Source organism: Aquimarina sp. RZ0 (assembly GCF_008370685.1).
In the GTDB taxonomy this organism is placed as follows: domain Bacteria; phylum Bacteroidota; class Bacteroidia; order Flavobacteriales; family Flavobacteriaceae; genus Aquimarina.
In genome coordinates, this window is record NZ_VTZU01000007.1 from 87,539 (window position 1) to 103,673 (window position 16,135).

The following is a 16,135-nucleotide window of genomic DNA, read 5'->3' on the forward strand; positions in this document are numbered from 1 at the left end:
TATTTTAAATTATATAACTGTTTATTTTGCAAGCATATACGATTAAAAAATATCAAAAGTCAAATTATTTTCAATGGAATGATTTTGTAGAGATTTCTAAAAACGGAACGTTTCTTTTTCATAGAGATTTTATGGAGTATCACTCTGATCGATTTATAGATTTTTCTTTATTAGTGTATCAAGAAGGAAGATTGATAGGGGTATTTCCTGCGAATATTATAGATAATAAAGTGCATTCACATCAAGGATTGACTTATGGAGGGCTGATATTGGCAAAGAGTATTGGAGGAAAAAAAGTAAAGGAAATACTTTTAGCCCTACATACTTTTTTTATCTCTAATAAGATTGAAACGGTTTTTATAAAATCCATTCCTATATTTTATCACAAGTATGCCTCTAATGAGTTTGATTTTTTCTTTTCTGATGCAGGTGCTGATTTATATAGAAGGGATTTGAACTTAGCTATAGATTATAGATTTCCATTAGAGATTCATAAAAGTAAACTGAAAAAATTCGAAAACGGGAAAAAAAATAGCTTTACGATAGAAGAAGTGAGTGATTATACTGGCTTTTGGAATCAGGTATTAATTCCTAGATTGAAGGATAAACATGATACAAAACCAGTACATTCATTAGAAGAAATTATGCTGCTTAAAAAGAGGTTTCCTGAATCCATAAAGCAATTTGTTATACTTAGTAATAATGAGATACTGGCAGGGATAACAATTTTTAAAACAGAACAGGTAGTAAAATCTCAATATGGTGCTGTCACCGATCTGGGAGAAAAACTCAGAGCACTGGATTTCCTTTTTATTACGTTGATCAAAAAATATAAAGAAGAAGGATATCGTTTTTTTGATATGGGGACAGTAACAGAAAATAATTTTGGGTTGCTCAAGCAAAAAGAAGAGCTTGGCTGTAAAATATATACTCAGGATTTTTATAAACTAGAGATACAATGATTAGATAGTAGTTTTCCAAAGCTGCTCATATTTTTTGGCAATATGGAGATAATGATGTTCTTTTTTTATAAAATCTCTAGCTCTTTTTCCAATTTCTAAGATCTCATTGGGATTACTAATCAATTGCTCTAATTTTTCTGCAATCAACTTGCTGTCAGGTACTGTGTCTACGGCAACAGTTTCTTGGAGATTGTAATAGTTGGTAAAAGCTGCACCTGCTCCTGTAAAAACAACTTTGCCCATTGACATAGCTTCTAGAGCATTGTATCCCTGATCATGTGCATATGTCTGATCAAGAATAATATGAGCTTGTAAGAAATGTTTAATATATTTAGAATAGGGTAGATCTTTGGTAGTGATCACCTCTATTTTATCAGGATATTTTTGTGTGATAATTTGTAATGCCTCCTCAAAAAATCGATTCCCTTTTTTTATGTAATTAGAACTGTTGATTCCGTGCAGAATTTTAATTTTCCCATCAATAGTCATAGGAACGTATCTAATTTTATCTATATTAACGGGATTCGGTATCATTGATACCGTTTTTTTTGTGTTTTGATATGCTATATTATATTCAATACTTGCTGGGATAACCGCTTTTATATGATTAAATACAAAATTGTGAATTTTTTTTTGTTTAGGTGAAATATATTTTAATGTGCTTTTATATACTTTTTTTAAAGATTTATCATTAAGCAATGGTGTGAGTGTACTGTATCCAAACTTACCAGAAAGAGAATAGGAAATGTAGGTATAGTCATCTCCACAAGCTAGCAAAAAAACATTTTTGTTATGAATGAAAAGAAAGTGTAATAGTTTTTTTTCAAAATAAGGATCTATGTTAAAAGGAGTTTCATTAATTAGTTGTACAACGTCATAATTTGTGAGTGTATCTTTATGTTTCCTGAACTTTATACAAGTTTCTATAGAAGCGATATCAATAGTTGTCAACTTAAAAATGAGATGTCTCATTTTATTTAACAAAAAACTATTTTTTATAAAACTACTATCAATATTAATATCAACAGGATATTTTTTGAAAACATCACCATTTCCAACAAGAGTTACCGTATGCCCGTTTTTAAGTAATCCTTCTTTAAGTGAATTATGTAAGCGACTATATTCTCCTACTAGTAATATTTTCATTAAAATAATATTGAATGTAAATAGTTATGGTTATAAAAAAAAAGCATACCTTCTTTAAGATATCCGAAAAAAAATATCTTTGCCGTAAAGGTATTTTTAATACTTTAATAATAAAAACAGAATCCTACTGAATTCTATTGCTCTGAATTAAGGACATAAAATACAGTAGTAAGATATATTTGAGAATGAAAGATCAGAAGTTATTAATTCCTTTTTTGGATCTTTATAAAATAAACAAACCTTATCATGAAAAACTTAAAAGTTGTTTTTCTGATTTTTTAGAATCAGGGATATATATAAGAGGGAGGGGTGTAGAAAAGTTTGAGCAAGATTTTTCTCAGTTTTGTGGTAGTCGATATTGTGTGGGTGTTGGGAATGGGTTAGATGCACTTACATTAATTTTGAGAGCTTATATTGAGTTGGGTAAAATTCGTGTTGGTGATGAAGTAATTGTCGCTGCGAATACTTTTATAGCAACGATACTATCGGTTAAGCATGCAGGTTTGAAACCTGTACTTGTAGAGCCTGATGAAGAAACCTTTACTATAGACGTTGATTGTATTAGAGAATCTATTTCAGAAAAAACCAAAGTAATCCTTCCTACACACCTCTATGGGCAATTATCACCAGTAAAAGATATTAATAAGCTGGCCAAAAATAATGACTTGTTAGTCGTTGGGGATGCCGCACAAGCGCATGGAGCAAGGGATGTAAATGGAAACATCTCCGGGAACTTATATGATGCCTCTTCATTTAGTTTTTATCCAGTTAAAAACCTGGGAGCATTTGGGGATGCAGGAGCGATTACAACGAATGATAAAAAGCTGTCAGAGGTAATAAGAAGTTTAAGTAATTATGGCTCGTCAGTAAAATATAGAAGCGATTATTTTGGAGTAAACTCAAGGCTAGATGAATTACAAGCAGTTTTTTTGAGAGAGAAGCTTAAAAATATAAGACGAGATAATCAAAGAAGAAGAGAAATTGCACATCAGTATCTTACAGAAATTAAAAATAATAAAATAAAATTACCATTTTGGGATGGTACAGACAATCATGTATTCCATCTTTTTGTAGTTAGAGTAAAGAATCGAGAACAATTTTGTAGGTATTTAGAAAAATCAGGAATTGGCTATTTAATTCACTACCCAATTCCCCCGCATAAACAAAAAGCATTACCAGAATTTTTTCATCTATCTTTTCCTATTACTGAAAAAATTCATGAAGAAGTAGTTAGTATTCCTTTACATATAGGATTAGAAGATGCTGAAGTAAGACAGATAATAAAAACCTTAAATCTATATTAATCAGGTGAGTTCATACTTTGATAAAGTAAAAAACAATGTTTTAATAAAGATTAGCTCTATAAATGCAGTTAGTGTTTTGGTTGTATCGGTCACCGCGTTAATAAGTTCTAAAGTAATAGCTGTTTTTTTGGGAGCAGAAGGAATGGCTTTAATAGGAAATCTTAGAAATTTATTGACAGCTATTCAATCGATTGCTACTTTGGGTCTGTATAATGGAGTTGTAAAATATATCGCAGAGCATAAGGATAATAAAGAAGAGTTGATAGCCATGTTATCTACATCTTATTACATCTGTTTTGTGGTTACCATGTGTATATCTGGCTGGTTATATTTTGACCCTGTATTTTGGAATAATATGATTTTTGGCAAACAACATGATTTTAGTTTTGTTTTTGAAGCCATGGCACTTGCATTACCATTTTATGCAGCAAATATATTGTGTTTGGCTATTATTAATGGATTTTCAAAATATAAAGTATATGTACTGATTAATATAACAGGAAGTATTTTAGGTTTATTGATTACAGTGTTACTAATATGGGAGTTTAGATTAGAAGGAGCTTTTTTTGCAATAATCCTGAACCCCGCAATATCTTTATTGATTACGCTGGTAATTATTATGAATCAAAAGAATTTTGCAAAGCTACTTTTAGCCAATAGAATTTCTTTAAAGTATAGTAAACGGTTAAGTACATATGCGATCATGGCGCTAACCTCTGCTATAGTTTTACCCGCTATCCTGATAAAAATAAGGAATTTTATAATTAGTAATGAAGGAGTTAATGAAGCTGGATATTGGGAAGCGATGCAAAGAATTAGTAACCAATATATGGTTTTTGTAACTACACTTCTCACATTGTACTTACTGCCAAAATTAGCAGGGATTAAAAACAGTAAAGATTTTAAATTAGAAGTATTGAATTTTTATAAAATCATTTTACCAATATTCTTAGTTGGATTTTTATTAATTTACTTTTTAAGAAATATTATTATTAGCGTATTATTCTCAGATAGTTTTGTATCGATGGAGCCTCTTTTTTTATGGCAGTTACTAGGAGATTTTTTTAAAATAGCTTCATTAGTTATTGCGTATCAATTTTTAGCTAAAAGAATGTTTTGGCATTATATTATTACAGAAATTATTTCGTTTACTTTTATATATTTTGTTAGTATGTATTTCATAAAAGAATATGGTTTTGTAGGTGCTTCTATGGCTTATTTTTTTAATTATTTTTTTTATTTCTTAGTACTAATTTTTGTGTTCAGAAAATCATTTTTTGGACCTGATAGAATTATAGAATCAAGTTGAAGCAAAAAATAAAAATAAAAATTTGTTTGGTTGTATCTTCATTAGGAGTTGGAGGAGCGGAGAGATCTAGTGCTATTTTATCCAGAATGCTAGAAGATACAGGCTATGAGGTTACTATTATCAGTATTCTTAATAAAATATCTTATGCCTATAAAGGAAACTTAATTAATCTGGAAGCTTTAACAGATACATATAGAGGACTACACAAACGAATACGCAAGTTTGTTATATGTCAAAACTTGATTAAAAAAGAGAATTTTGATTATATAATTGATGCCAGATCGAGACCTGATTGGTTAAGACAATGGTTTATTAATTTTTTTATATATCAAAAGACACCGGTTGTTTTTGTAATACATAATTATAAATTAGAAGATTATTTTCCTGAAAACAAATTTTTAGCAAGATGTTTATATAGCAAAGCCTATCAAATGGTGGGGGTTTCTAATGATTCTGTAACTCATTTTAAGGATAGATATAAACTGGAAAAAGGCATTTGCATTTATAATGCTTTTGATAAAGAATATTTGGATGAACTCTCAAAAATTAAAACAGATGATATATCGCCAGATACATATGTTTTAATTTATGGCAGGATTGTAGATGAATCCAAAAACTATAGTTTTTTAATCCATGCATATTTCAAATCAAGATTGATTAAAAATGGAGTAAAGTTATATATATTAGGAGATGGTCAGGATAAAGATATGATCCAGAGTTTGGTAAAAGAATATGGGATAGAAGATTTTGTTATTTTCAAGAAATTCTCTCAAAACCCTTTTCCCTATGTAAAAAATGCTTTGTTTACAACACTAACGAGTAATTATGAAGGCTTTCCAATGGTTTTAATAGAATCTTTGGCAATGGGTACACCAGTGGTGTCTGTAGATTGTAAGTCAGGGCCTTCAGAGGTAATTGAAACAGGAAAGAATGGTGTTTTAGTACCATTCCAGAATGAAAATGCATATATTGAAGCCTTAAATAGAATGGTAGAAGATCAGGATTTTTATAAAATGTGTAAGCAAGGAACCAAATCGAGTGTTTCAAAATTTAAAATAGAAAATATAACCCCACAATGGCAAGCAATACTTCCCCCCAGAGGATAGAGATTATAAATACTGTTAAAGATTGTAGAATTATAGAGATTCCAAAAATTATGGATCCGCGAGGCAATATTGCAGTGATAGAGAAAGATGTTATTCCTTTTGAAACTAAAAGAGTCTACTATTTGTATGATGTTCCTAGTGATGCATGTAGAGGTGGGCATGCACATATAAACCTTTACCAATTTTTAATTGCGCTAAGTGGCAGTTTTGATGTGTTATTAAACGATGGGTATAATAAAAAAAATATAACGCTCAATAAGCCTAATAAAGGATTATTGATTAAACCTGGTATTTGGAGAGAATTAGAAAATTTCTCTTCTGGATCTGTTTGTTTAGTACTAGCTTCAGAAGTTTTTGAAGAAAAAGATTATATTAGAGATTTTGATAGTTTTAAATTATTCAAAACTAGATAATTTAAAACCAGCCATAAGAATAAGCTTGTTTTGAATTGTCTTAAAAGATATTAAGAGCGTTCTGGGGAGCCATAATAGTATTTTTTGTTTTGTATTTAAGTTTTTATAATTAATCTCAGTACGATAATTTTTTGCTGTACGATAATCTCCCGCAATTTTATAAAGAATAGATATGGCGTATCTATTTTGGTCAAGATATTTTTTAAGACTTTGATTTATTTTTTCTTCTTTTTTGAATTTATTAAAATCTAAAAAACGTCTTTTAAGAGTGTTTGTATTTGAAATTCTATTAGTAGCATCCAAATTATATGTTGCGGTTATGAAGGTGGCGAGTGCTACCTCAAAATGAAGGGCAATTCTTATCCAGAGATCGGTGTCTTCTCCAGCTCCATGAGTAATAGTATTGTCAAACAATCCAATAGAATCAAAGATTTTGATAGGTATAGCACAGGCAGAAGTCCAGACGATCTGGTCTATCGTATTTGAATCAAAAAAATCATCAACAATTAAAAAGTCTTCACCTTTAGCGTCAATGTTTCTGAAATTAGCAGGAAATGTAGATTTAGAATTATATCTTTTTTCGTACGAAGTTGAATATAATCCAGCCTCAGGAAATTTTAGATATAATTGAAACAATACTTCCAGATGGTTAGGATACCAATAGTCATCTGCATCCAAAAAGGCAATGAACTTTCCGGTAGCTTTTTTTATGCCTAGATTCCTGGCATCAGCAACGCCTGAATTCTCTCTGTAAAAGTATTTTATTCTGGAATCTTTAAAATTTAATACAATGTCTTCGCTATTATCCGTAGAGCCATCATTAATAATTACTATTTCAAAATCTTCATAACTTTGTTCAAGGACTGATTTTAATGTTTTGCAAACACTACACTCTTTATTATATAGTGGTATGATGACAGAAAAAAATGGCACTATTTCTTGTTTTTTTTTAAGCAAAAGTAACCTAAACGATAGAAATCATAGCATAAAATTAACGGATAAGAAGAATTTAAGTTTTTTTTGAGCAGATTCCGGGTTTTTTTAAAAACAAAAAAAACAACTTTATCCAGCCCGATTTTATTTATTTTATAATAAATGTCAGAAACTTTATACCTGTTTTTAGGTAATTTTTTTGTATTTATTAATTCAATTAAATTTTCGATAGCGCATTCTGTTTTTTTTATAAAGGCAGTTGCATCATCCCGAGCATCATGGATTACTGGATTATCTATATGATGAATTGTAATTCCCTTATTGTAAATAGTGTCAAAAAAAATAACATCTTCACATCCATACTTTTTTAAAGATTCATCAAATTTGTTTACTTCAAAAACTTCTTTCTGGATTAAAAAATTAGAAGAACAGATAACAGCGTGTTTTTTAGAATGATTTACAGGTGTTGATTCTCTTTTTTTTGTATACATCCATCTTAATTTAAATGGTTTTTTCGGAGGTTTTTTCAAGCAGGTCATACCACCTGTCACGACTGGATGTTGTATGTTGTCCAGATAAGATTGAATAAATTTTCTGTTTTCAGGAAATGTTCCGGAATCTATAAAGAGTAAGGTGTTGTAGGTAGCTTCTGATGCTAATAAGTTTCTTATGGCACTCCTTCCTATATTTTGGTCTAAACTATTAAATTTGCAATAAGATAAGTTATTAATAGCATTATTTTGATCGATATAGGTATGTGACCCATCATCAAAAACTATTATTTCGAAATTAATACTGCAAGATAATGCTTGACGATGTATTTCCTTAATTAGGGGGAATGCATTATAATTATAAACTGGGATTAAAATTGATAACATTAATATATGTTTTACTAAAAGTTTATAATTATTTTTAGGACAAAATTGTAAATGAATACATGGATAGCTTAGATAGAAACGAAATTGCCAATTTAATTCTTGTAAGGCTCAAAGATAATAAAGATGTTTTAAAAAAACATTTTGATGCCACAAGCCATGGTATTGGGTATTTTTATCTAGATGATTTACTACCAGAAAAATTAGCAGAAGAGATATTTTGTAATTTTCCTTTAGTGTCAGATGTGCAGGTTAAAAAAAGTATCAGAGAATATAAGTATGTAGCAGCTCAGATGAATAAGTATCATCCGCTATTAGAAGAAGTAATATATGCATTTCAGGATAGTAGCGTTGTCCAGATAATTGCAGAGATATGTAATTATAAAGGAATTCAGCCTGATGAGAATCTATATGCAGGAGGACTGTCAATGATGGGAAAAGGAAACTATCTAAATCCTCATCTGGATAATTCTCATGATAAAGATATCAAGCTTTGGCGTGTTCTTAATCTTTTGTATTACGTTACACCCAGCTGGGATCCTAAAGATGGAGGAAATTTAGAAGTCTGGCCTAACGGATTAAAAAATAATCCAGTTACAATAGATGCAAAGTATAATAGATTAGTAGTTATGGCAACTCATAAAAAGTCCTGGCATTCAGTTAGCAAAGTAACTGTTGATGCTGTACGATGTTGTGTGTCTAATTATTACTTTTCTAGTCAATCTATAGATTCAGAAAAATCATTCCATGTAACTACTTTTAGAGGAAGACCTGATCAATATTTTAGAGATAAGGTTCTAAAATTAGATTCATTTTTGAGAATGGGGGTTAGAAAACTATTCAAAAAAGGAATTAGAGAGAACCCTCACGTGTATAAAAAAGATAAATTATAAATACAAGACAGCTTTATATAGTACTTATGAACAATAGGAAAAAAGCTATATCTTCCTTGAAAAAAAATTATTTAATAACTTCAATAATGGCTTCTGTTGCTTTTAATCCATAAATATCATTCTTGTCATTATTACTAAATTCCCTGATTTTTATTTTAGCAAAATTAGTAGCTTCTAGTCTTTTTTTCAGATCATGTGCAGAATAGATTCTACAGTGATCCTCTTGTCCAAAATGTTTTAATCGATCTTCAGGAGAAGTTATTGTATCATTCTCATAGGTTTGACCATCTTTGAAAGGAGTTTGAATCAAGATCGTTCCATTAGTTTTTAATACCCTATACAGTTCCTGGATTGCCAGCTTGTCATTTTGGATACGTTCTAAAATATGATAACAAATAATAAAGTCAAAAAAATTATCTTCTACAGGGATTTTTGTAATATCATAGTGATGATCCGCGATAAATTCATTTTCAAAATCACTGCTGTAATATTGTAGTCCTTTTTTTTGCTTTAATCTTCTATATAAACATCTTGATGGAGAAAAATGGAGTACTTTATTACTCAGTTTATACTCATTGCTGAGTAAATTATATAGGCGTCTTGTTCTGGATAAACTACCACAAAACGGACAAAGTTTTTCTTCAGTAGAAGTTACAACGAATCGTCGTAATTGATGATTGTAAATATTGCACTGGTGCTTTTTCCCGAGATAAAATATTCCATATCCAAGTCTTATAGACTCTTCATATGTGTATAAAATATGCTTAGGAACTATTTTTTAAAGTATTTTTTATCGATGTATAGTACATAATTACCCTTTTCGTTGCACCACCTCAAAAACCTTACTGCCTTCACATTTTAGTGTTTTTGAAGGATATTTTAGCAACAATGCATAATCATGGGTAGCCATTAAAATCGTATTTCCATTTTTATTAATATCCCGTAATACCTCCATGACTTCTACAGAGGTTTGAGGATCTAGATTTCCTGTGGGTTCATCTGCAAGAATTAATTCTGGGTCATTCAGCAATGCGCGGGCAATAGCAATGCGTTGTTGTTCTCCTCCGGATAGTTGGTAAGGAAACTTAATTCCTTTAGTTTTCATGCCTACTTTGTCCAGAACATTATCAATTTTGCTATCCATAGCTTTTTGATCTGTCCAGCCAGTAGCTTTGAGTACAAATACTAAATTATCTTTTACAGTTCTGTCATTAAGTAATTTAAAATCTTGAAAAACGATACCTAATTTTCTTCTCAAAAACGGAATTTGATTTTCTTTCAGGGTACTTAGATCAAAATCTACAATGCTGCCTTCGCCTTTTTGTAAAGGGATGTCACCATATAATGTTTTCATAAAACTACTTTTACCAGTACCTGTTTTTCCTATTAGGTATACAAAATCTCCTTTGGTAACTTCTACGTTAACATCAGATAGAATTAAACTTTCTCTTTGATAAATGGAAGCATTTTTAAGGCTAAGAACCAGATCGGACATAATGTGAAAATCAGAATTTGTTAATTTTAGTAAAAGTAAAAAGTTTACTCAAATATGTATTTATTAAAATTGTTTTTTTATCTACGTTGATTTTGAGTATTTTTCCAGCGAATTTATATGACTATACATTTTGCAATTTAACACTGTCGATTTTGCTGTATTTTTCCCAATTGTATTTGTACTTTATTGGTTTGTCTTTAATAAGTCTGTAAAAATTCAAAATGTTTTTTTGATAGCAATCAGTTATCTGTTTTATTCATTTTGGGATTGGCGTTTTTTATCATTAATTTTTCTAAGCTCTGTAATAGATTTTTTGGTTGCTAAATCGCTGAAAACAGCTACAGCTCCAATAAGAAAATTGTTATTAGGGATTAGCTTGTTTTTTAATTTAGGAATACTTTTTTTGTTTAAATACTTTAACTTTTTTATAGAAACGTTTACAGAATCCTTTTTGTTATTAGGAAAACCTATTACTTCTAATTCATTAGAGCTGGTTTTACCTGTGGGGATTAGTTTTTATACTTTTCAGACATTGAGTTATACGATCGATGTGTACAGAAAGAGGATAAAAGTGACAGACGATATTTTTTCTTTTTTTGCTTTCGTTTCCTTTTTTCCTCAACTAGTTGCGGGTCCTATTGAGCGGGCATCCAATTTGATTCCTCAGTTTCAGAAACGCAGATTTTTTGAGTATTCTAAAAGTGTTGATGGTTTACGCCTGATTCTCGGGGGGCTATTTAAGAAAATGGTAATCGCAGATAATTGTGCCTTGATCGTTAATAACTTATTCGAAAATTACAATGATTTCAATGGGAGTACATTACTATGTGGTGCTATATTTTTTGGTTTTCAGATTTATGGAGATTTTTCTGGCTATTCTGATATTGCAATAGGTACATCCAGATTGTTAGGTTTTGATTTAATGAAGAATTTTAATTTCCCATATCTATCAAAGAATTTGATCGAATTTTGGAGACGTTGGCATATTTCACTTTCTACCTGGTTTAAAGATTATGTGTACATCACTCTGGGAGGAAATCGAGTATCAGAAGTTAGATTGGTTTTTAATATTTTGATTGTTTTTTTAGTAAGTGGTTTATGGCACGGGGCGAATCTGACCTTTGTGTTCTGGGGGTTACTTCACGGAGTCGTATTGGTTTTTACTGTTTTTATAAATAAATATACAAATGCAGAAGAGTTCTTCAAAAAGCAACATCATATATTTGTTGATCTTGTTAGAATGGGAACTACTTTTTTTATTGTTACCGTCGCCTGGATTTTTTTCAGAGCAGAAACAATTACAGAAGCTTTTAAGTATATAGATAGGATTTTTTCTAATTCGTTATTTACCATGCCGCAAGGAAACAAATGGTTTTTATTGTTTTTGATAGGATATATGGGTATTGAATGGCTTCAGAAAAAGAATGAACATCTTTTGGATATTAGCGATATTTCATCAAAGAAAATTCGATATCTTATTTATTACACCACTACATTTTTGGTGTTTTATTACGGAGGGGATTTACAAACATTTATTTATTTTCAATTTTAAAGGATGAGGGGTTTTCTAAAGAACGTAGCAATTTTTCTAGTCCCATTAGTAATCGTTTGGGGAGCTTTAGAATATTTCTATCGCGCTACAGAATCTAATTACTCCTATAAGCATCAAAAAATTATTGAAAATTATAATACTATAGAAACACTGGTCTTAGGAGATTCTCACGCTTTATACGGTATTAATCCAGAATATCTAGATTCAAAAACATTTAATTTGGCTAATGTGAGTCAATCTATTTATTTTGATGAATTACTTTTTAAAAAACATATTGATAGTCTTAAAAACCTGAAACATATTATTATAACGATTAGTTATTTTAATCTGAGTCAAATAGAAAATACGAAAGAAGATATTTGGAGAAAATATTTTTATACGAATCAAATGGAACTGGAAGTACCCATTGTTTCTAAATTTAATATTAAGGAATATAGTTTATCACTTACTCGTCGATTTCATAGCTCGATAGAATTTATTCATTATTATAGAGAGCGAGGTACCTTGATAGGATGTACTAGTGATGGATGGGGAAACCTTTATACAGAAAGCCAGGATATAGATCTTTGCAAAAACGGAATTAGCAGGGCAAAAAGTCACGAGGACGGCTCGCAGGACTTTACCGAAAACTTATTAAAAATTCAATCCATAATAGCATACTGTAAAAATATTGGTTGTAAGGTGTATCTGGTTGATATGCCAGTGCATAAGTGTTATATCAATGCTTTGAACCCTGATAAATGGAATAAAATCACAACCTTCTGTAAAAATCTGGAAGAGCGCGCTATAAATACAACTTATATAAATCTCAGAGAAGATTCGAGATTAGAAGATACTGATTTATACGATGCAGATCATTTGACACACAAAGGCGCTAAAAAATATACGAAAATCATAAATGAAATTATATCTGCTCCAAAAAATGACGTGTCATGTAATTATCTCTAAAATATTTCGTTATTATGAGGAAGATTAGGGTATCTTTAACACAAAATTTATTCACTAGAAGCGATATTTACTTTAAAAATTACGGGTCAAGGTTTACCTTGAAATTTCTATTAAACAGTTATTCTGGTAGTATCCAGGGTTTTAACTCTAAAAGGAATATTTACATGAACAGATACATCTCTTTGATGCTTTTTGTCGCAATCTTGTTTTCTAAGATGTCTGCGCAACAATCTGCAATCTATACAAATGAGTTAGTACTCTTTAATCAAGCATTAGAATTGTACAACAACAAACAGTTTCTAGCAGCGCAGAACCTATTCGATAAAGTACGTGATGCTGTAGATGATGAAAATATAGATGCAGAATGCACTTATTACATTGCTAATTGTGCTGTATGGCTTAATCAGAAAGGAGCCGATAATCTGATGGAGGATTTTGTAACACAATATCCTACTAGTATTAAGCGTAATGCCGCCTATCTGGATGTTGCTAATTATTACTTTGACAATGGTAAATATGCATATGCCCGCAAATGGTATGACAAAGTAGATGAAGGGAACATGAGTCGTTCTCAAAAAGAGAAATATAATTTTAATAATGGATACGCATATTTTAAGATCCAGCGTTTTAATGAAGCCAAAAAGTTTTTGAACAAAGTTGTAGAATCGGATGAATATGGAGCGCAAGCAAAGTACTACCTCGGTTTTATTGCTTATGAAGGGGATAATTATCAAGAGGCAGACAGACTCTTTGATGAAGTAAAAGATCTGGAGACATACAATAAAAATTTGTCGTATTTCCAGAGTGATATGAATTTTAAGTCAGGAAAATTTCAAGAAGCTATTGATGAAGGAAAAGCGCAGCTTGCTAGCTCAAAACCTTCAGAAAAATCAGAACTTAATAAGATTATAGGTGAGAGTTATTTTAATCTGGAGCAGTATGACAAGGCTATCCCGTATCTAAAAGAATATAAAGGCAGAAAAGGAAAATGGAATAATACCGATTATTATCAATTAGGTTATGCTTATTATAAACGAGGAGAGTATCCTAATGCGATTTCAGAATTTAATAAAATAGTAGATGGGCGTAACGCTACAGCCCAGAATGCATATTATCATCTGGCAGAATCCTATCTTAGGTCTGATCAAAAGCAACAAGCATTGAATGCTTTTAAAAATGCATCAGAAATGGAATTTGATGCGGATATTAAAGAAGATGCCATGGTCAATTATGCAAAACTAAGCTATGAGATAGGTAATTCGTATGAAGGAGTATCCAAAGTATTATTAAGATATCTGGAGCAATATAATAATCCAGAGCATAAAGAAGAGATAGAAGAGCTATTGATCAGTTCTTATATAACCTCTAAGAATTATAAAGAAGCTATGGATCTGCTGGAAGGCAGTCGTAATTTTGAGGATAAAATTATTTATCAGAAAGTAGCATATTTTCGAGGTATAGAACTATATAATGAAGGGAACTATTCTGAAGCAAAGGTGTATTTTGATAAATCATTGGCCAAACAGACTGATCCCAGATTTACTGCCAAAGCAATATACTGGAAATCAGAAAGTGATTATTTACAGAATAATTATGACGATGCCTTAATAGGTTTCAAACAATTTAAGGGGAGTACAGATGCTGCTAAAACAGCAGAATATTTACATATTGATTATCATCTGGGATATACTTATTTTAAACTAAAGCAATATCCGCAAGCGGCAGATTTTTTTGATAAATATGCAAAGGGGAATGTAGATGAAACACGATTAACAGATACGTTTTTGAGATTAGGAGATAGCCATTTTATTTCTAGCAAATATTGGCCGGCAATGGAGGCGTATAATAAGGCGATCAAAAATGGAGGTGTAGACTCTGACTATGCACATTATCAGAAAGCAATCAGCTATGGTTTTGTGAAAAAAAATGATAAAAAAATCAGTGATTTAGAAATGTTTCTTAAGCAATATACTACTTCTACTTATAGAGATGATGCTATGTTTGCATTAGGGAATACCTATATAGCAGAAAACAAAACGCAGCAAGGTATCGAGGCATATGATCGATTGATTAGAGATATGCCCAGAAGTTCCTATGTGCCAAAAGCATTATTAAAACAAGGATTGATCTTTTATAACGGAGATCAGGGGAATAGAGCGTTGTCTAAATTTAAAAAAGTAGTTGCAGAGTATCCCGGAACAGAAGAATCGATACAAGCGGTAAATACGGCAAGATTAATCTATGTAGATCTGGGTAGAACCAGTGAGTATGCAGATTGGGTAAAAGGATTAAGCTTTGTAGATGTTACAGATGCAGATTTGGATAATACATCGTATGAAGCGGCAGAAAAACAATTCTTAGAGAATAATGAAGATGAAGCAATAGTAGGTTTTCAGAAATATCTGAATGAATTTCCCAGTGGTCTTCACGCGCTGAAAAGTAATTTTTATTTGGCAGAGCTATATTTTAAAAAAGGGAATAAACAAGATGCAGTCCCGTACTATGAGTTTGTGCTGCAACAAGATCGTACAGAGTTTACAGAGCAATCTTTAGCAAGATTATCACAAGTATATTTAGAAGATCGTACGTATGCAAAAGCAATTCCGATATTAGAACGATTAGAGAAAGATGCAGATTTTCCTCAAAATATTATTTTCGCACAATCTAACCTGATGAAATCTCACTATCAGTTGATACATTATCAGAAGACGATCCAATATGCCGAAAAAGTATTAGAAAATCCTAAAATCCAAAATGATGTAAAAAGCGATGCACAAATATTTATTGCTCGCGCCGCATTACAAACAGGCGATGATACCAGAGCAGAAAAAGCATATACAGAGGTTAGAAAAATTGCCACAGGAGAGTTGGCGGCAGAAGCACTATATTATAATGCCTATTTTAAGAATAAAGAAGGTAATTATAAAATCTCTAATGAAATTATACAGAAACTCGCCAAAGATTATTCAGGATATAAATTATACGGAGCAAAAGGTTTAGTCTTAATGGCTAAAAATTTCTATGGATTAGAAGACGCCTATCAAGCTACTTATATTTTAGAAAGTGTGATAAAAAACTTTGTCGATTATAAAGATGTAGTTGATGAAGCACGATCCGAGCTTAAGAAGATCAAAGCAGAAGAAGCTAAAACAAATTCATCCATCCAAACCGAACAGTAATAAATAGTCATAAACCTGTT

Annotated in this window: 14 protein-coding genes; 9 read left to right on the forward strand and 5 right to left on the reverse strand. The window is 30.9% G+C overall.

Translation table 11 applies throughout. The annotated features are described in order from the left end of the window. The first annotated feature begins 26 nt into the window (after positions 1 to 26). Positions 27 to 962 (forward strand): GNAT family N-acetyltransferase, encoded by a 936-nt coding sequence (locus tag F0000_RS04635; RefSeq protein ID WP_255452617.1) that lies wholly within the window; start codon positions 27 to 29, stop codon positions 960 to 962. Here F0000_RS04635 and F0000_RS04640 read toward each other — a convergent pair whose 3' ends face one another. Next, on the reverse strand, positions 963 to 2,108 hold the full coding sequence (locus F0000_RS04640) for a glycosyltransferase (RefSeq protein ID WP_149623536.1): 1,146 nt from the start codon (positions 2,106 to 2,108) through the stop codon (positions 963 to 965). It abuts the gene before it with no gap. A gap of 185 nt (positions 2,109 to 2,293) precedes the next feature. Here F0000_RS04640 and F0000_RS04645 point away from each other — a divergent pair, with 185 nt between their 5' ends. The 4 genes from F0000_RS04645 to F0000_RS04660 are packed head-to-tail and all read left to right on the forward strand — an operon-like array spanning position 2,294 to position 6,240. Beyond that, on the forward strand, positions 2,294 to 3,412 hold the full coding sequence (locus F0000_RS04645) for a DegT/DnrJ/EryC1/StrS aminotransferase family protein (RefSeq protein WP_149623537.1): 1,119 nt from the start codon (positions 2,294 to 2,296) through the stop codon (positions 3,410 to 3,412). 4 nt (positions 3,413 to 3,416) lie between these two features. Then, the gene (locus tag F0000_RS04650) at positions 3,417 to 4,721 is read left to right on the forward strand and encodes an O-antigen translocase (protein ID WP_149623538.1); all 1,305 of its coding nucleotides are present in this window, start codon (positions 3,417 to 3,419) and stop codon (positions 4,719 to 4,721) included. Positions 4,722 to 4,747: 26 nt separating this feature from the next. Continuing rightward, positions 4,748 to 5,827, forward strand: a complete 1,080-nt coding sequence (locus F0000_RS04655; RefSeq protein ID WP_149623539.1) for a glycosyltransferase — start codon at positions 4,748 to 4,750, stop codon at positions 5,825 to 5,827. After that, on the forward strand, positions 5,797 to 6,240 hold the full coding sequence (locus tag F0000_RS04660) for an FdtA/QdtA family cupin domain-containing protein (protein WP_149623540.1): 444 nt from the start codon (positions 5,797 to 5,799) through the stop codon (positions 6,238 to 6,240). The genes F0000_RS04655 and F0000_RS04660 overlap by 31 nt, the downstream gene beginning before the upstream one ends. On the opposite strand, the gene F0000_RS04665 is transcribed toward F0000_RS04660, so the two are convergent. Further along, complete coding sequence (locus tag F0000_RS04665; protein WP_188112021.1) at positions 6,223 to 7,173, reverse strand: glycosyltransferase family 2 protein; 951 nt, start codon at positions 7,171 to 7,173, stop codon at positions 6,223 to 6,225. The genes F0000_RS04660 and F0000_RS04665 overlap by 18 nt on opposite strands. Next, on the reverse strand, positions 7,173 to 8,051 hold the full coding sequence (locus F0000_RS04670; RefSeq protein WP_149623542.1) for a glycosyltransferase family A protein: 879 nt from the start codon (positions 8,049 to 8,051) through the stop codon (positions 7,173 to 7,175). Before F0000_RS04670 ends, F0000_RS04665 begins: the two co-directional genes overlap by 1 nt. A gap of 59 nt (positions 8,052 to 8,110) precedes the next feature. On the opposite strand from F0000_RS04670, the gene F0000_RS04675 reads away from it, so the two are divergent. Beyond that, entirely contained in the window at positions 8,111 to 8,941 is an 831-nt protein-coding gene (locus tag F0000_RS04675; protein ID WP_149623543.1) for a 2OG-Fe(II) oxygenase, read from the forward strand. Positions 8,942 to 9,008: 67 nt separating this feature from the next. Here the strand turns inward: F0000_RS04675 and F0000_RS04680 are convergent, their stop codons facing one another. Together F0000_RS04680 and F0000_RS04685 are read right to left on the reverse strand one after the other, a co-directional pair. After that, positions 9,009 to 9,716, reverse strand: a complete 708-nt coding sequence (locus tag F0000_RS04680) for a methyltransferase domain-containing protein (protein ID WP_149623544.1) — start codon at positions 9,714 to 9,716, stop codon at positions 9,009 to 9,011. Between the two features lie 36 nt (positions 9,717 to 9,752). Next, positions 9,753 to 10,436, reverse strand: coding sequence for a cell division ATP-binding protein FtsE (locus F0000_RS04685; RefSeq protein ID WP_149623545.1), 684 nt, complete (start codon positions 10,434 to 10,436; stop codon positions 9,753 to 9,755). A 229-nt stretch (positions 10,437 to 10,665) separates the two neighbouring features. On the opposite strand from F0000_RS04685, the gene F0000_RS04690 reads away from it, so the two are divergent. The 3 genes from F0000_RS04690 to F0000_RS04700 all read left to right on the forward strand — a co-directional run bounded on the left by F0000_RS04690 (position 10,666) and on the right by F0000_RS04700 (position 16,115). Next, entirely contained in the window at positions 10,666 to 11,988 is a 1,323-nt protein-coding gene (locus F0000_RS04690; RefSeq protein ID WP_368668068.1) for an MBOAT family protein, read from the forward strand. A 3-nt stretch (positions 11,989 to 11,991) separates the two neighbouring features. Next, positions 11,992 to 12,936: a hypothetical protein gene (locus F0000_RS04695; RefSeq protein ID WP_149623547.1), complete on the forward strand. Its 945-nt coding sequence runs from the start codon at positions 11,992 to 11,994 to the stop codon at positions 12,934 to 12,936. Positions 12,937 to 13,100: 164 nt separating this feature from the next. Next, on the forward strand, positions 13,101 to 16,115 hold the full coding sequence (locus F0000_RS04700) for a tetratricopeptide repeat protein (protein ID WP_149623548.1): 3,015 nt from the start codon (positions 13,101 to 13,103) through the stop codon (positions 16,113 to 16,115). Positions 16,116 to 16,135: the final 20 nt, after the last annotated feature.